This is a genomic window from Flectobacillus rivi (assembly GCF_030056655.1).
GTDB classification, from domain to species: Bacteria; Bacteroidota; Bacteroidia; order Cytophagales; family Spirosomataceae; genus Flectobacillus; species Flectobacillus rivi.
Genome location: NZ_JASHIE010000019.1, coordinates 139,839 through 155,159 on the forward strand (window position 1 = coordinate 139,839; position 15,321 = coordinate 155,159).

Sequence of the window (15,321 nt, forward strand, 5' to 3'; positions counted from 1 at the left end):
CTATTCGAAAATTCTGTAACAATTCTCCTCATAACATCCTCTAATTTTGTATCCAAGAAATCGATATGACATGGAAAATTTAGAGGAACATACTACAATTCATATTCAAGTCCCTGTTACAGGAATGACCTGTGCTGCCTGTGCATTAAGCGTAGAGAAAGTCCTAAAAAAGCAGGAGGGCGTTGAAAATTGTGCTGTCAATTTTGCCAACGAAACTGTTCAATTGACGATTGATAGCGACAAAACTTCTATCGAAAAACTACAGTCCAAAGTACAATCTGTTGGTTATGATTTGATTTTGCCTTCGGATGATACCCGAACTCAGGTTGAGGCATACAAAACTCAAAAACATGATTCTTTAAAAAGAAGCGCTATTGGTTCTGCGATTTTGGGCATACCTGTTTCTATTTTAGGCATGTTCTTTATGAATGAACCGTGGGTGCCTTGGGTGTCTTGGATTTTATCTACGCCAGTGGTTTTCTATTTTGGAAAAAACTTCTTTTTCAACGCATGGAAACAAGCGCTTCATGGGAGCGCCAATATGGATACACTCGTGGCTGTCAGTACAGGAGTAGCCTACTTTTTTAGCGTTTTTACCACCCTTTTTCCTGAGTTTTGGCACCATCGAGGCTTGCATGCCCATATCTATTTTGAAGCATCTGCCATTGTGATTGTTTTTGTGTTAATTGGAAAACTTTTGGAAGAAAATGCCAAATCTAACACCTCTTCGGCCATCAAAAAGCTCATTGGTTTTCAACCTAAAACGGTTTGGCTCATCGTTAATGGCGAAGAACAACAAGTGCCTATAGACGAAGTTCGAGTAGGGGATAGGGTAGTTGTTAAACCTGGGGAACGTATTGCCGTGGACGGAAAAGTCCTATTCGGACATAGCTTTGTTGACGAAAGTATGATTTCGGGCGAACCTATTCCAGTAGAAAAGTCGAAGGGAACAAAAGTCTTTTCTGGAACTATTAACCAACAAGGAATTTTGAAGTTTTTAGCTGAAAAAGTAGGTTCTGAGACCTTATTATCCCAAATCATCAAACGAGTACAAGAGGCGCAAGGCAGTAAAGCGCCCATTCAAAAGTTGGTTGATAAAATTGCCAGTGTCTTTGTGCCTGTCGTATTAGGAATAGCGATTGTCACCTTCATTTCATGGATGGTTTTTGATGGAACGAATGCTTTTTCCTATGCGCTAATTACCTCTGTTTCGGTGTTAGTAATTGCGTGCCCCTGCGCATTAGGACTGGCAACCCCTACGGCAATTATGGTCGGGATAGGCAAAGCAGCCGAAGAAGGAATGCTGATTAAAGATGCTGAGAGTTTGGAATTAGCACATCGTTTAGACACCATAGTTTTGGATAAAACGGGCACATTGACCGAAGGAAAACCAAGTATCAAAGACAGTTTTGGATTAGAGGACAGCCACATAATTGACCTATTTGTGAGTGTAGAACAAGCCTCTTCACATCCATTAGCACAGGCTATTATTCCATTTTTGAAAGAAAAAAATGGTAAAACTCAAACTTTGAGTCATTTTGAAAATGTTGTTGGGAAAGGAGTAAAGGCTGTTTTGGAAGAAAGTACCTACTTTTTAGGAAGTGTCAAATGGATGCGTGAATTGGGGATATATCAAGAAAATCAATTATATCATCATTGGCAAAACTTGGGATATACCACTGTATTTTTAGCGAATGAGAAAGAAATATTAGCTGGAATTGCCTTAGAAGATACCATAAAACCTGATGCAAAAAAAGCGATTTCAGCCTTGCAAGAGTCTGGAATAGAGATAGTCATGCTAACGGGAGATAATCACAAAACAGCCCAGAAGGTAGCGCTTGAACTTGGAATAACACAATTTAAAGCTGAAGTACTGCCAAGCGATAAATCTAAGATTGTCAGAGAATTTCAACAAAAAGGTAATGTTGTCGGAATGGTAGGTGATGGTATTAACGATTCGGAGGCTTTGGCTCAGGCGGATGTCAGTATAGCGATGAGTAAAGGTTCGGACGTAGCGATGGATGTCGCAAAAATTACCTTGATTTCAGATCAGTTAACCAAAATTTCTGAGGTAATAAACTTATCCAAAAGAACACAGTCCATTATTCAACAAAATTTGTTTTGGGCTTTTATTTATAACATCATTGGGATTCCAATAGCGGCTGGGGTGTTGTTTCCGATCAATGGTTTCTTAATGAACCCGATGTTGGCGGGTGCAGCGATGGCATTTAGTTCAGTATCAGTAGTGACAAATTCTTTAAGATTGAAAAAGTAAAAAAGGAGAAATCATCTCAAATCAATAGTTAAATTATAAAAACAAAAATCATGGAAAAATTACAATTTAAAACGAATATCAATTGCGGGAACTGCGTAAGCAAAGTAACCCCTTTCTTAAATCAGGTGGAAGAAATCGAAAACTGGAAAGTTGACACCTCAATTCCCGAGAAAATATTGACTGTCGAAGGTGAAGACCTTTCAAGTGAAAGAATCAAAGAAGTGGTAGAATCTGCGGGTTTTGAGATAACTGTTATTGCATAATTTGTATTTAGTGAGTTGAGATTGAGTGAATGAGTGATTATTTTTTTCACTTGAAATAAAAGTAGAACAAAACCCTATGCCCTTGCTAGTGCTGGATTCTTATCCAGCACTAGCAAGGGCATAATAATATTTTTTTGTTACAGGATATTGATAACTAATTATTTAGTTTTATCTTGGTGTGTCAAATACACTAAACTAAAATTATCCTAAAATGAAAAAAGTTTTATATCTATTAATCGCATTTATCTGCAATTCCATTGTTAGCATTGCTCAAAATTTTAATCAAATTCAGTTTGTCGACGATTATTCAAAACTCTTTCAAGTTACTGTAGAAAAAAATAAAGAATCTTCATTCGTATTTATTTTTCCAAATAATAAATTAGATACCTCTGATGTATTTTCAGACTTGACTAACAACAACACGCTTTATTTGGATTATATTCTTGAAAATTACTCATCTTTTGAAAGGTCTAAGTTAGTTGATTATAAAAATGACATAGTAAGGTTGAAGGAGGTATTCATTGAAGAATTAAAAGAGGATAGCTATTTTCAAAAAAATGTAAATCCCCTCCTGTATTGGTATTTGAACTCAAAGCAGCGTTCAGGCGCAGGTAAAAATATTGGACTTTTGAAGAAAGAGAAAATTTCTAAAGAACAATTATTTACAATAGCCAGTAAATTCTTTCATGCCGTAATGGTAAAGCCAGATAGTAGTGTCTATTTTAAAGTTTGTGTAGGACTCAATGGATTCAAAGGGAAGCCTGTTACGAATGAATCTCATCCTTTAGTAGAGGCATTTTGTTTCATGACAGTGATGGACTTTGCTCAAATTGGCGGAACAAACTATTATCAAGATTTTAAGTTAAATGTAAAAAAGCTTTCCAAGGAATATTTAACATTAAGTTCTGAACAACGTTTGACTCTGATTAGAGAAAAGATGTATCAAATTATGGAAAATAATGAAGATTTAAAGAAAATTCTTCTGAGCGAATATGAGAGGAAAAAGAATATCTTAAGTTTTGAATTAGAATGACATTGTTTCAACCTTCCAAATAAATTTCAGACAACGTTGGTCAAAATACCAATAACGGCTAAAGTCAAAAAGCGGTCAAAATACAATTTTTGACCGCTTTTTTAATAAACTTATCCCCAAAATCGAGATGTCGCTATCATTTGTGCTATAGACAACTATTTCGATTAGGATGCGACTTAAGTCGCACCCTAATCGAAATAGCTATTCTTTGGGCTTAAACAATCTTGCTGTATAATCTAAAAGCTTTTGATCGCCTGCATCTCCATGCCCAGGCACCACAATTTTAACTTTTGGATAACGGGCTTTTACTTCTAAAACGGTTGAAGACCAAGCTTTCAAATTCGCATCTCCAAGGTAGCCTCTGGTAGCACCCAATTCCTTGATTAAACATCCACCAAACATAATCTCATCTTTGGGGAAATATCCGACTACATTATCCACGGTATGTCCTTCGCCAATAAACTTTATCGTTACATTTTCATGACCAATCGCCAGCGAAAGAGAGTCTTTGAAGCCATTTTGAGGTAAAATTGAATCGTTCTCCTTGGCCAATGCGATGGTTTTTTCATTGGCATAAGATGGTATTTGATATTTGTCAAATATTCCCAAACCTCCCAAACAATCATCATGGAAATGCGTAGGAATAATCGCTTTAATCTTACATTTTTGGGTTTCAGTCAACCACAGAATGAGTTCTTCAGAACCTTTATCATCAGTCGGTGTATCGAAAATGATTGCCTCTTTGTCGTCGACTACCACAAGACCATTACAAGGCACATTGCCAAAATCATTAGTTTTGAGATAGGAGATATGTTGATATGAATTTGGCGCCAATTGAAGAATGATTAGTTTATCAGATTTATAGACCTGACGCCTATCAAAATCTTTCTTTTTTAAAGAGGTACATTGAAATGTAAAAGCACATAAAAGAATAAAGCCTGCGGTTCTAAGAATGGAGTTCATGTTGTTGCGTATAATTTTTACAAAGCAACGAAATTTTTGTGTTTATTAGTATTGTAGAGGCATATTTGCCATTGCTGGTCAAAATAACTACACTATTTCACATTCAAACATTTCTTCCCCATGCAATTAACAAAAATACAACAAGTATTAATCGAAAAAATCATTAGAAGACCTCAGGTGGATAATACTCTTTATTCTTATGTTTTTGATATAGAATCTCTGGAGCAAACCATTGGCAGAAAATTACCACAGCCCTTATTAGAACTATTGGCGTTATATGATAACATCGGAGATGATATCCCAGTAAATACCGATGTATTTCTCTACGAAGAAGAGGAAGATCCCTTTGGTAATTTTGTAAGTCCATTTGAGTGGGAAGGAATCTATCATTCAAATATGGAGGATTATGAAAATTATAAAGAATTTAGTGAGTTTGTACCTTATATGCCTGACCCGAATGATTATTTAATATTTGGATTTACAAGAATAAGTGCCTCAATAGCCATAGGTTTGAGAAACGAGATAGAAGGGCAAATTTTCTGGATGAATTTTAGAGATCTAGATAATTTTAATTATTTCAAAATTGCAGATTCCTTCCTTGAATTTGTAGAGATGCTTTAAAAGAATACTTATTTTATACCAACTAAGTGTTATATAAAACAAGTATTTTACAGCCATTGTCGGTCAAAAAACCTACGATGGCAGAATACGATTTTTATTCTATTGATTTCGAACAAATATGATAATGTTAGAATTAATTAATGAAATAGAAACTGACTTTTCAGATAATATTAAAAATATTATTGATGAATGCCTTATTGATGCGTACAACTCTATTTGTGTTTTGAGGAGCAAACTTTTGGAAAAAAAACTTGAAAAGGAATTTTTTGATGAAGTGAAGCTAAAGTTTATTTCGAATTCTTTTGATCCAAATACACTAGTCCTCCAGTCTAAATATACACTCAAGTATGCGGTGTGTATATCTCGATTTTGGAGGTGTTACTCTTATAAAAAAGGAAATTTTATAAGTAAAGGAGAATACAATCTGTTTGAAAAAATGGAAAACGATGATTTAATTGTACATAGAGCACTATATGATGACGAATTAGCATTGATGCTTAGACGATTGGAAGAGATGTTTGTTTCAAGTAATCAAATATATGCACTTATAAGGTTACACAATATAAAAGCAAATTACAAGAGATAATCTTTTACAGCCATTGTCGGTCTTTTGACCTACAAAAGACGCCAAAGCAATCACCAAAATAACGCTTATTTTCCATTCGATTAATTACTGACCCTCGTATTGTTGTTCACAGTACCAACAATGGCTGAAGTAGTAACCCCTGAAATATTACCAAAATATTCACAGCTATGAAATATTACATTTTTGCACCATCAATGAATAAAAAAGTGGTTGGTCATTATCATCAAACAGAAAGTGTAGTTTACCCAATAGAGCTCTACAAGCCACCTTACAGCGGGAAATTTACAAAAGGAGAATTCCTTGATTTTAATCCAGAGGTACAAATAACCCTTCACAAGAAAGCTTTCTTAACAGATTTTATAGATGGTAGCCCACTAGGATTTGGGATTTTTGTTGATGACAAAGTGAAGGAGCTATTAAAAGGTTTTCATTTACCCCCTCATAAATATCATCCAATTAAAGTTATGCATAAGGGAGAACAAATAGCTGGATATTACTGGCTTCATTTTTTTGTTGATTTGTATCAATTTATAGACAGAGAGATGAGTTTCTATGAACTAATTGATCAGAGTACAAAAGAGGTATCCCTAAATGGTAAGATTGAATCAGAAGGTCAAATGTATCAGATTTTTAAAAAATATGGGGGTAATTTTCGAATAAATATCGAATACTACTTCATGAGTCAAATGCCTAAATATGATTTGTTTGCCAATAATATTCATGTGGGTTATAAATATATGTCCGAAAAATTGGTTGATATGATCAAAGAGAAGCAAATTACTGGTTATGATTTTGTAGAGGCTAAAAATCTGTTTTTTGAGATAGAAGAAAATGGGTAAGTAGTTCATAGTTTTGCCATTATTGTTTTTTATCAACAATGAAAGAAAAGACCAGCAAATACTGAAAATCTTTAATATTAGGCACCCATTTAGGCAGTTTTAAGAATTGTATCCCCTTCCCTAAAAACTATGATTTTATTTAACACACTCAAACACCATTTACCCAGCATTATAGATTTTATTGCAAATCAGACCGTAGATTCGGAGGTGAATTTGTCGAAATTGGGCGATTCGTTGATGGATTTATACACAGGTCGCCTATCGTTAGACTCAATTATTGAAGAGACATTATATTTTTTGAAAGAGCAGGGGATTACCTCTGAGGAGGATTATCGAGTCTTTTTGGAGAAACATCAGGGTTATGCAACCTTTCAGTTATCGGATACTTCCAAGTGGGTATTTTTATGGGGTAATGAGCCTGAGCGATATGTGCATATTCACCCTGCAAGATATTCTCCCTTCACTATACGTATCAAGTCAGCCACCCTCAAAACTGCGGTGATGCTTAAAATTCGTAACGTACAACAGTTTGATACCGATTCAATTAATACTGCAAGAAAAAGTATTGGGTTGTCACCAATCAAAAGTATGGAGAAGGCTACCAATATTATCGAAGCCATGACTTTGTTGGAATCTACATAGGCGTAGCTAAATTTGCTTTAGCTACTTTCTCTAATATCGAAGCTGTTTAAATTTTTTAAAAAACATATTTTATTGATTAATTCTTCGTCTTACTTTTTAACTAGGCGTTCCCGCCTTGATACAAAAAGTAACCGCAGCGGCGGCCGCAAAAAAATCAAGAATTTATAATCGGAGTGGCGTACCACCTCGCTTCGCTCAAACAGTATAAATTCATTGCTTTCTCGAGCAAGTTTATGAAAGTTTAAACAGCTTCATCGTTTGCTAAGAGACCAGCAATGGCTTAAATGTATTCTTTATATTGATAAATCATTAGCAGTTGCTACTCCAGAATTAGTAAGAATGCTAGAAAGAATCACAAAACAAGGTGTTACAATAGTTGCATATTCATTGGAAGAATTAAGGAGTATATTAAAATGAAAAATGGGTAGACTTGCACATTTACTTAAAAACTGGGAAAATCATTCTCCAGAGAAAGTATTGATAGATACTGTGAAAATTTGTTTTCGTAACGGTATCAAATTTGAGTACCAAAATTGGAATAGTTATTTTTCAAATGGGTCACTTAAAAACACCGAGATTAGATTAGAGGAAGATTCTAAAAATGATGAGAAGCAAGGTTTTTTGTTATCAATTCAAGGCGTAGAAATGGAACTTATTGAGATTGGGCAAGATAAAGCATTTGATTATCTAATTCCAAATAAAAACTTATGTAGTTTAGCATATATTGAACCAGTCTGGCAAGAAAATTTAGAATTGATTTTTTTATTTATTTACGAGTATCTTAACATTAATCGAGACGATTATTTTTGGTTTGAAGGTGAAGATATACTTTCATGGGAATCCATACAGAATTTTAAAAAGGATGGTTTTGAGAGTTTTTTAAAGGTTGTTGGAATCCCCGAGGGTTCATAGTGTTCCACAAAATACTACAGAAGATAGGTGAAATTAGCTTGTGCCTGACAATAGAACCCACAGCAGCCGAAAAAATACAGATGATGAAGTTATAATTTTTTTTATCCCAAATTATGAAGTTTGTATATATTTTAAATCGTAAAAACAACTTAGTGGAATTTTGTAAAATTAATTCTGAGAGGTATGATGTTTTAATTAGTTTAACTTCATTTACACTGAAAGAAGGATTGTTACCTGTTGAGTTTGATATTTATAAAATTGAAAATTTAATAAATACATTGTTATATGAAAGGAGTTTAAAACCGCTAGATATTCCAGATTATGAAGGGCGGTTTTCAGAGGATGAAATTTTTGAATTTAGAATATTCAAAGAAATTAATTTAAAACTTTGTAATACAGGATTCGATAATAAAATTATTTTTTTAATAAACATTTATGAAAGTATTTTAAAAGATGAATCTCCATATTTTCTAATGTTTACCAAGTATTTGGGCGCTGTTGGTAGAAGAAATGGGTAATACTCATGATACGACTTATCAAATGCTGTTGATTATTACAAAAAAGTTGATTTTTTAATTGACGAGTTGCTGTCGCTCGTATTGTTGGTCAAAAGACCAACAAGGGCTGAAATAGAAATTATAAAATTATGAGCATCTTTAATTGGTTTAAACAGAAAGAGTTTATTTATAAAGAACATTTATCTTCGACTTTCCCAACGATAGAATTTGAAATGTGTTTTAAGCTAAATTCATTGAAGGTTTCTGATATACTTTCTTTGGTGGAATCTCCCAATATAGGATATACACTCACTCGATGGATAGGAGGTTTTGGAGATATGTCTTTACAAGAGGGGATCAAAAAGGCAATGAGAATAAACAAACACCTTTTTTTTGAAAAATGCCATCTTTTTTATGATGATGAAATGCAAAACAGATTGACTATTTGTCCAAGTGGACCCAAAGAATTACCTGGTTGTGATAGAATAATATGGAAAGGGGAAAAAGGAAAACTTGATTTGACCTTATTTGAGCCATTTTTTAAATTAAATGGTTTTGTTTGTGCCTACTCATTTTGGCAGTTTGATGAATTTATTCAAAATGAAGTTTATTTAAGAAACTACGAACTAAAAGGAATTCCTGTAAATAAGAAAAAGATATATACAAAAGATGGAGATAAATGTATCACAATTGAAGGGAATCCAGGTAGGTTAAGACAAGTTCGGAATATGGTATTAAGATCATGCTGGAGAATGTGGTTTTCAAACAATTATTTTGAATTAATTGACAAAGAAAAAGTAGAAAAATTCAATTATTGTAATAAAAATATTCTTACAAAGAATAATGTTCGATTTATTGAACTGTACCCGAATCCATTTGAATCTGATAATCCTGAAAATAGAATTATTCAGAAGGAATTCAACAATTTAGTAGGTATTGAAGAACTACATAAGGCATGTTGGGATAATTATAATCCAATTGGTAGTCTCTATGATGATTCTCAAGATGATGATGGAAAATGTTGGGATTAATAGTATCTATCTATTAGCCATAGTTGGTTTTTTGACCAACTATGGCGGAAGGTTTTATTTACACCTGACCATTATACTTTGGGTCGAAATCTACCATCCACTCTATACCGTATTTATCTCGAAACATACCGAAATACGAACCCCACGGACTATCTGCTATTGGCATTTCGACATTTCCTCCTGCTGAAAGTCCATTAAACAAATGATCTGCTTCTTCTTTACTTTCAGCACTTATTGAGATTTTACTTCGATTCTCTTGCTCATTGACTTTTCCTAGTACGTTTGGCACATCGCTTCCCATCAATACGTTGGTCTTGCCGATTGGTAAAGCTATCTGCATTACTTTATTGGCTTCTTCCTCTGGAAAAGGTTGTTCGGGGTTTTCTAAATCTTTGAATCTTGCAATCATAGCGAATTCGCCGCCGAATACAGATTTGTAAAAATTGAATGCCTCCTCAGCATTGCCGTTATAATGTAAATAAGGATTAATGAGTGCCATAGTATAAGAGTTTAGTTGTTAACATGTTTGGTTGGGAAATGCCCAACTTACACTAAGTTAAAAAGAACTTTTGCTTTTCACTATGATTGAAATGAATATTTGAAACCAATAAAATAAAAATAGGCAAAGCAATCATCATCAATTGCTTTGCCTATTTTTAAAAGTTAACCCAATGACTACAAGCCATATAAGCCACCTGCAACGGTTATTTTCTCTCCAGTAATCCACCCAGCATCATCTGAGGCTAAAAAAACTGCCACTTTGGCAATATCTTCTGGTTGTCCGATTCGTCCTAGTGGTGTTTTAGAAATCATGGCTTTTTCTGCATCACTTCCTGTGATACCTGCGGTGATTGTTCCTTCTGTTTGGACTCCGCCAGGAAGTAGTGAATTAATACGAATATTTCGTCCGCTAAACTCTTTAGATAAGGAAATAGTGATGGCGTCTAAAGCTGCTTTTGTGGCAGAATAAACCGACATCATAGCAGGAGGCGTTGTACTTGCACCCGAGCTGATATTGATAATTACACCTCCTTTTTCATCAAATTGCTTAACTGCTTCGCTGATAGTTAACAATGAACCTAATACGTTGGTATTGAATTGTTGGTGAAAAGAATCTTCCGAAAATGTCTCAATTGGAGAGAATTGGTATATCCCTGCATTATTGACCAAAATATCTACTTGTCCAAACGCATTTTTTGTTTCCTCAAAAAGCTGACTTACCTCTGTTGCTTTGGATACATCGGCTTTAATGGCGATAGCAATGCCACCATTTTCGGTAATATTGGTTACTACTTTTTCCGCTCCTTCTTTACTTGATGCATAATTTACGACTACCTTGGCGCCCTCTGCGGCAAAATATTTTGCGATGGAGGCTCCAATACCTTTTGAAGCTCCTGTTACTATTGCCACCTTGTTTGATAACTTGCTCATGATTGTTTTCTTTAAAGTTTGAGTGGCAAAGGTATATGTTGTTAGTTTATTTTAGTAACTTGGTGTCAAAAAGTAACAGTATCATTGAGGTAATACAGTAACACTTTAGTAACAAGGAAAAATATGAAATGTGAAGAATATCAAGGGGATGAACACAAAAAAGCAATGCTGGCTGTCCAAGATTCGATGGATGTGCTGAGCGGAAAATGGAAAATTAATATTATATCTTCAATTTGCTATTACAACAAAAGACGATTTTCAGACATCTTGAATGATGTCAATGGTATCTCCAACAAAATGTTGAGTAAGGAATTGAAAGAGTTGGAAACTAACAAAATTATCAAACGCACTGTGCTAGAAACTCAGCCTATTACCGTGCAATACGAACTTACAGAGCATGGAAAAACCTTGCAGACCATTATCAGAAACCTAACTGATTGGGGAAGACGACACCGTCGCGAAATAATTGGGAAATAGCTAGTTAAAAATTGGAAGCAATAACAAATGTTTATAAATGAAAAGCCAAACTCTGAGCAAAAGAGTTTGGCTAAATAGTTTTTTGATAGATATCCTTATTGTTCCATGACATATTCTAAAATATCGGCAGGTTGACAGTCCAATGCTTTGCAAATAGCCTCTAAAGTACTAAAACGAATTGCTTTGGCCTTACCTGTTTTTAAGATGGAAAGATTAGATAAGGTCAAATCAACTCTTTCTGAGAGCTCATTAAGCGACATTTTACGTTTGGCCATCATAACATCTAAATTTACAATAATCGGCATATTTTAAACTGTTAAATCGTTTTCATTTTGGATTTCTACTCCTTTTTTAAATATCGTGGCAATCACTGAAATAACCGCTGCCATCAGGATAAACGCCTGACTATCTGCCCAAAATGGATTTAGATTCTCAACGAGATAACCGTGATGCTGTAAATTTTTGGCAGATTGCTGGGCTATATAACTACCGATACCTATGATCAATGTATAGTAGCTAATTTGTGTGATTTGTGCAGAAGTAAAATCGTTGAAAGGTTTTGATAAATTCAGCTTACTCATGAGTTTGATGACGACATAGAATAGATAAGCTTTTAGAAAGGCAATGACTAAAATAAAACTGTACATACTACCAAATGCCCATTTACTTCGTCGATACATGTCGCTTAAATCTAATTTTTGATATAGATTTTGGACAAACTCAGGTTTGTAAATGCTAAAAAAAAAGTTGGTTACCAACCCACCTGCTTCGATACATAAGCCAACAAAGATAATCCATGCGACCACATGTAAACTTTTAAATACAAAGTTGTTTTTGCTTGACATAATTTTAAGAAGTTTAAGTTATGTCATAAAAGTAATAAATATTTATTGATAAACAATAAATATTTATTTTTAATCAAAGGTTTATTTAATGTTTTATTACGGTTTATCAATAAATTGATACTTCTATCGATATATTATACCTTCACAGGTAGCAAGAATTTCCAAATCGATAAATAAGCTAACATGTGTGAAAATAGTTGTCTAAAATAGGTTACCAATGTAAAAACTGGACACAGAAAATTATGAGGTAAATGCTTAAGCATTACCACCAACAATACCCATAATATGAAGGAAGCCAATCAAATAGGTTTCCATTAACCCTAATTGAAATATTATTCTGTGGAGAGTTTGAGCTTTTGCATTTGATTATTTGCGTATTTGTAATTTTCATCATCGAAACATACAAATACTATTTTTTCAAAATAAGGTTGCTCCATCACAAATCTATATACGGTTTCAAATGCAATTTGCGCCGCCAATTCCTTTGGAAATTTATAGATGCCAGTACTAATATTGGGAAATGCAACTGATTTACAATGATGGTCTTTTGCCAATAGTAAAGCCTTGGTATAGCAAGAGGCAAGTTTTTCAGCTTCATGCTTATTACCGCCGTTCCAAACTGGTCCTACGGTATGAATTACGTATTTGGCAGGAAGTTTTCCTGCTGTGGTAATAACAGCTTCTCCAACTTTACACCCGCCTTGTTTTGCGATTATTTTACGACAATCCTCTAAAATCGCCGAACCTCCTGCACGATGAATAGCGCCATCAACGCCACCGCCACCTAATAGGGAAGTGTTGGCTGCGTTGACGATTGCGTCAACTGACATTTTAGTAATATCAGCTTTAACTATTTCGATTTTAGTAGACATTGAAGTCATTGTCGTGAGTTATCTATTTCTATTATACTAAGAAATAAATTTTCATGTTATTTTATTAAACTAGCCCAATTCAAGATTTCTGGGTAAAGCTCCTTCACTTTCTTACGATTGTCCAGAGAGATTAATTTGTCAGTAAATTCTCTAAATTTCAAATATTTACGTCGGTTTACCATCAAATCTATCCTTGAGTCAATGATTTTTAAAGCTGCTTTTTTATCGAAAGTTTGACGTACATATCTACAAAATACAGCATGAGTCATATACTCATTAAATACAGATAAGGCAGTTGAATATCGCTCTGTATCACCTCCAGCACTTGCCCATATCTCTCTATTACTGAAGATAGATTTTATTTGATGTTGGTATTTAAGCGATAGCTTATTCACGTAATTATGGTCTATCTCAGTGAATACTATGCCAGAAGCATATCCTATTCTCTCTTTTCTATTGGGCATTTTTAGCGTTTCGAAAATCTCAGGACCACAAACAAACATAACAGATTCTGTGAAATAACCTTTTCCGAAAGGTAGAAAAGTTAAAAAGTTTTGTGTACTGTGAGTGGCACGGATTAGTGGTGAATACACTATTTTGTAAGCATTGAATTTGTTATCAAAGTTCTGTTCAAGCCAAGTCCACATTTTACGTACAGGCATTAACTTCTGCTGTTTTTTGATAGACTTCGTGTAATATGAATTATGATCAGCAAAGAATTTCCTGTAATTGGAGGTTTTAGCAAAATCCTCTATTTCAGGAATTAATTTTTCAAAAAGACTCGAAAAACTTCTGTCATCGTTGCCCATTATATAAAAGTAAGGCTCTTTTCTGATGATTTTGTCTCCTTCAAATGAAAATGCTAGACTATTCTCACGAAAATCATAATATGCTTCGAAGTAATTTTTCTTCGTGGAATCGATGGCTTTGAAAACAGAATGACCTAGAAAAGGCGAAAAATAGTTGAGTACTTTTTGATAGTATTTGGAACTTTTGTTAAGATTATTGGCAGTTTGCCCTCTCTTAGATAAAGTCCAAACAATATTAGCAAGCTCGTAAACCTCTGGTATGTCGAAGTTGACCTTTTGGGAGTTTTCAGTAATATAATCTGCTGAAAAGTACGCTGTCACGGCATTAACTCTTAGTCTGTGGGTGAATTTTCGTCCGTTTAATTCCATTGGGACAAATATCTGCTTAGCAAATGGGAAGTTAGAATAATTAATTCTTACAGTATCATGACCACTAATAATTAAATAATAGGCATTTTTGACTGCATCATTACCCATATCTAGCGTATCGCTATCTATATTTTTGAAGGTCTCTGGTTCTTTCCAAGTGGGATAATATAACTTAAATGAATCTGATTTGATTGAAATGGTTCGTGGGTAAATGACTTTTACACTTTTGTCTTGTGCCAGTAATGATAAGCCTGAAAGTATCAGGGAAAGCAGGTAGAAATATCTCATGGATAAGGTGTGAAATTGTTAATTTAGATTTATTGACTGTATAGATGATAAATAGTATTGCAAAATAAAAATGTATAAGTGGAACCACAAATTACTTTTATGAATAATTAAGTGAAATTAAATTGTTTTGCCTGCTTTAAGGCATAGAATAGAGGTTAAAATGAGTTTCTCATAAAAAAGAGAAGCTTTTACCTTATGCCTATAACTTACTCTACCCGATGATTTTTGGGAGAAAAAAGGAAAAGGTTGAATTTTGTGTTGCAAAACGACCAAAACCAACCTTTTCAGATGAAAGAGTTCATCCACTACAAAGTTACTAAAATCTTGTTTACGATTCCACTGGCAACAAATTTAGCCCGTAAAAAAACAATTTCTGACATTCTGTTAGGACTGATTGAAAGTAGAAAAGTTCAATTCCATGAAATAGCCCTTCACGTCGCAGGTAAAGCAAAAACAGCCTCAACTGAGCGTCGCATTCAGGGATTTTTTAAGGATTTTAACTTTGATTTCTGTAAAGTTTGTTGTGCCCTAGCCTTATTTTTACCCCAAAAGAAAGTTTTTCTATCTA

Annotated in this window: 19 protein-coding genes; 12 read left to right on the top strand and 7 right to left on the bottom strand. The window is 34.1% G+C overall.

Features of this window, described 5'->3' with window-relative positions; genetic code table 11:
- Positions 1-70: 70 nt before the first annotated feature.
- From QM481_RS22490 to QM481_RS22500, 3 genes are all read left to right on the top strand, one after another.
- Positions 71-2,275, top strand: a complete 2,205-nt coding sequence (locus QM481_RS22490) for a heavy metal translocating P-type ATPase (protein ID WP_283383433.1) — start codon at positions 71-73, stop codon at positions 2,273-2,275.
- Positions 2,276-2,325: 50 nt separating this feature from the next.
- Positions 2,326-2,538: a heavy-metal-associated domain-containing protein gene (locus tag QM481_RS22495; RefSeq protein ID WP_283383434.1), complete on the top strand. Its 213-nt coding sequence runs from the start codon at positions 2,326-2,328 to the stop codon at positions 2,536-2,538.
- Positions 2,539-2,749: 211 nt separating this feature from the next.
- Entirely contained in the window at positions 2,750-3,571 is an 822-nt protein-coding gene (locus QM481_RS22500; protein WP_283383435.1) for a hypothetical protein, read from the top strand.
- Between the two features lie 201 nt (positions 3,572-3,772).
- Here QM481_RS22500 and bla read toward each other — a convergent pair whose 3' ends face one another.
- The gene (bla, locus tag QM481_RS22505; RefSeq protein ID WP_283383436.1) at positions 3,773-4,534 is read right to left on the bottom strand and encodes a subclass B1 metallo-beta-lactamase; all 762 of its coding nucleotides are present in this window, start codon (positions 4,532-4,534) and stop codon (positions 3,773-3,775) included.
- A gap of 120 nt (positions 4,535-4,654) precedes the next feature.
- Here bla and QM481_RS22510 point away from each other — a divergent pair, with 120 nt between their 5' ends.
- The 7 genes from QM481_RS22510 (at position 4,655) to QM481_RS22540 (ending at position 9,662) form a co-directional block, all read left to right on the top strand.
- Positions 4,655-5,155, top strand: coding sequence for an SMI1/KNR4 family protein (locus QM481_RS22510; protein WP_283383437.1), 501 nt, complete (start codon positions 4,655-4,657; stop codon positions 5,153-5,155).
- A gap of 124 nt (positions 5,156-5,279) precedes the next feature.
- Complete coding sequence (locus QM481_RS22515; RefSeq protein ID WP_166551822.1) at positions 5,280-5,741, top strand: hypothetical protein; 462 nt, start codon at positions 5,280-5,282, stop codon at positions 5,739-5,741.
- A gap of 167 nt (positions 5,742-5,908) precedes the next feature.
- Complete coding sequence (locus QM481_RS22520; protein WP_283383438.1) at positions 5,909-6,580, top strand: imm11 family protein; 672 nt, start codon at positions 5,909-5,911, stop codon at positions 6,578-6,580.
- Positions 6,581-6,709: 129 nt separating this feature from the next.
- Positions 6,710-7,222: a hypothetical protein gene (locus QM481_RS22525; protein WP_283383439.1), complete on the top strand. Its 513-nt coding sequence runs from the start codon at positions 6,710-6,712 to the stop codon at positions 7,220-7,222.
- 420 nt (positions 7,223-7,642) lie between these two features.
- Positions 7,643-8,134 carry a hypothetical protein gene (locus tag QM481_RS22530; protein ID WP_283383440.1) on the top strand — a complete coding sequence of 164 codons (492 nt, stop codon included), beginning with the start codon at positions 7,643-7,645 and terminating at the stop codon, positions 8,132-8,134.
- Positions 8,135-8,247: 113 nt separating this feature from the next.
- On the top strand, positions 8,248-8,652 hold the full coding sequence (locus tag QM481_RS22535; protein WP_283383441.1) for a hypothetical protein: 405 nt from the start codon (positions 8,248-8,250) through the stop codon (positions 8,650-8,652).
- A gap of 128 nt (positions 8,653-8,780) precedes the next feature.
- Positions 8,781-9,662 carry a hypothetical protein gene (locus QM481_RS22540; protein ID WP_283383442.1) on the top strand — a complete coding sequence of 294 codons (882 nt, stop codon included), beginning with the start codon at positions 8,781-8,783 and terminating at the stop codon, positions 9,660-9,662.
- A gap of 58 nt (positions 9,663-9,720) precedes the next feature.
- On the opposite strand, the gene QM481_RS22545 is transcribed toward QM481_RS22540, so the two are convergent.
- The gene (locus tag QM481_RS22545; RefSeq protein WP_283383443.1) at positions 9,721-10,161 is read right to left on the bottom strand and encodes a VOC family protein; all 441 of its coding nucleotides are present in this window, start codon (positions 10,159-10,161) and stop codon (positions 9,721-9,723) included.
- A 176-nt stretch (positions 10,162-10,337) separates the two neighbouring features.
- A complete protein-coding gene (locus QM481_RS22550) occupies positions 10,338-11,093 on the bottom strand; it encodes an SDR family NAD(P)-dependent oxidoreductase (RefSeq protein WP_283383444.1) in 756 nt (251 codons plus the stop codon).
- Positions 11,094-11,216: 123 nt separating this feature from the next.
- Between QM481_RS22550 and QM481_RS22555 the strand changes: the two genes are divergently transcribed.
- Positions 11,217-11,570, top strand: coding sequence for a winged helix-turn-helix transcriptional regulator (locus QM481_RS22555; protein WP_166553672.1), 354 nt, complete (start codon positions 11,217-11,219; stop codon positions 11,568-11,570).
- 95 nt (positions 11,571-11,665) lie between these two features.
- Here the strand turns inward: QM481_RS22555 and QM481_RS22560 are convergent, their stop codons facing one another.
- From QM481_RS22560 to QM481_RS22575, 4 genes are all read right to left on the bottom strand, one after another.
- Positions 11,666-11,875: a helix-turn-helix domain-containing protein gene (locus QM481_RS22560; RefSeq protein ID WP_166553671.1), complete on the bottom strand. Its 210-nt coding sequence runs from the start codon at positions 11,873-11,875 to the stop codon at positions 11,666-11,668.
- A gap of 3 nt (positions 11,876-11,878) precedes the next feature.
- Positions 11,879-12,415 carry a DUF2975 domain-containing protein gene (locus QM481_RS22565; RefSeq protein ID WP_283383445.1) on the bottom strand — a complete coding sequence of 179 codons (537 nt, stop codon included), beginning with the start codon at positions 12,413-12,415 and terminating at the stop codon, positions 11,879-11,881.
- 332 nt (positions 12,416-12,747) lie between these two features.
- On the bottom strand, positions 12,748-13,287 hold the full coding sequence (locus QM481_RS22570; RefSeq protein ID WP_283383446.1) for an O-acetyl-ADP-ribose deacetylase: 540 nt from the start codon (positions 13,285-13,287) through the stop codon (positions 12,748-12,750).
- A gap of 56 nt (positions 13,288-13,343) precedes the next feature.
- Positions 13,344-14,753, bottom strand: a complete 1,410-nt coding sequence (locus QM481_RS22575) for a DUF4932 domain-containing protein (RefSeq protein ID WP_283383447.1) — start codon at positions 14,751-14,753, stop codon at positions 13,344-13,346.
- A 288-nt stretch (positions 14,754-15,041) separates the two neighbouring features.
- Here QM481_RS22575 and QM481_RS22580 point away from each other — a divergent pair.
- Positions 15,042-15,321: hypothetical protein (locus tag QM481_RS22580; RefSeq protein ID WP_374760924.1), on the top strand; the 280-nt coding region annotated here is incomplete at its 3' end.

Excerpts from the sequence above, each read along its gene's own strand:
- QM481_RS22490 (WP_283383433.1), top strand. The coding sequence starts at position 71 with ATGGAAAATTTAGAGGAACATACTACAATTCATATTCAAGTCCCTGTT.
- QM481_RS22495 (WP_283383434.1), top strand. The coding sequence starts at position 2,326 with ATGGAAAAATTACAATTTAAAACGAATATCAATTGCGGGAACTGCGTA.
- QM481_RS22500 (WP_283383435.1), top strand. The coding sequence starts at position 2,750 with ATGAAAAAAGTTTTATATCTATTAATCGCATTTATCTGCAATTCCATT.
- bla (WP_283383436.1), bottom strand. The coding sequence starts at position 4,534 with ATGAACTCCATTCTTAGAACCGCAGGCTTTATTCTTTTATGTGCTTTT.
- QM481_RS22510 (WP_283383437.1), top strand. The coding sequence starts at position 4,655 with ATGCAATTAACAAAAATACAACAAGTATTAATCGAAAAAATCATTAGA.
- QM481_RS22515 (WP_166551822.1), top strand. The coding sequence starts at position 5,280 with ATGTTAGAATTAATTAATGAAATAGAAACTGACTTTTCAGATAATATT.
- QM481_RS22520 (WP_283383438.1), top strand. The coding sequence starts at position 5,909 with ATGAAATATTACATTTTTGCACCATCAATGAATAAAAAAGTGGTTGGT.
- QM481_RS22525 (WP_283383439.1), top strand. The coding sequence starts at position 6,710 with ATGATTTTATTTAACACACTCAAACACCATTTACCCAGCATTATAGAT.
- QM481_RS22530 (WP_283383440.1), top strand. The coding sequence starts at position 7,643 with ATGGGTAGACTTGCACATTTACTTAAAAACTGGGAAAATCATTCTCCA.
- QM481_RS22535 (WP_283383441.1), top strand. The coding sequence starts at position 8,248 with ATGAAGTTTGTATATATTTTAAATCGTAAAAACAACTTAGTGGAATTT.
- QM481_RS22540 (WP_283383442.1), top strand. The coding sequence starts at position 8,781 with ATGAGCATCTTTAATTGGTTTAAACAGAAAGAGTTTATTTATAAAGAA.
- QM481_RS22545 (WP_283383443.1), bottom strand. The coding sequence starts at position 10,161 with ATGGCACTCATTAATCCTTATTTACATTATAACGGCAATGCTGAGGAG.
- QM481_RS22550 (WP_283383444.1), bottom strand. The coding sequence starts at position 11,093 with ATGAGCAAGTTATCAAACAAGGTGGCAATAGTAACAGGAGCTTCAAAA.
- QM481_RS22555 (WP_166553672.1), top strand. The coding sequence starts at position 11,217 with ATGAAATGTGAAGAATATCAAGGGGATGAACACAAAAAAGCAATGCTG.
- QM481_RS22560 (WP_166553671.1), bottom strand. The coding sequence starts at position 11,875 with ATGCCGATTATTGTAAATTTAGATGTTATGATGGCCAAACGTAAAATG.
- QM481_RS22565 (WP_283383445.1), bottom strand. The coding sequence starts at position 12,415 with ATGTCAAGCAAAAACAACTTTGTATTTAAAAGTTTACATGTGGTCGCA.
- QM481_RS22570 (WP_283383446.1), bottom strand. The coding sequence starts at position 13,287 with ATGTCTACTAAAATCGAAATAGTTAAAGCTGATATTACTAAAATGTCA.
- QM481_RS22575 (WP_283383447.1), bottom strand. The coding sequence starts at position 14,753 with ATGAGATATTTCTACCTGCTTTCCCTGATACTTTCAGGCTTATCATTA.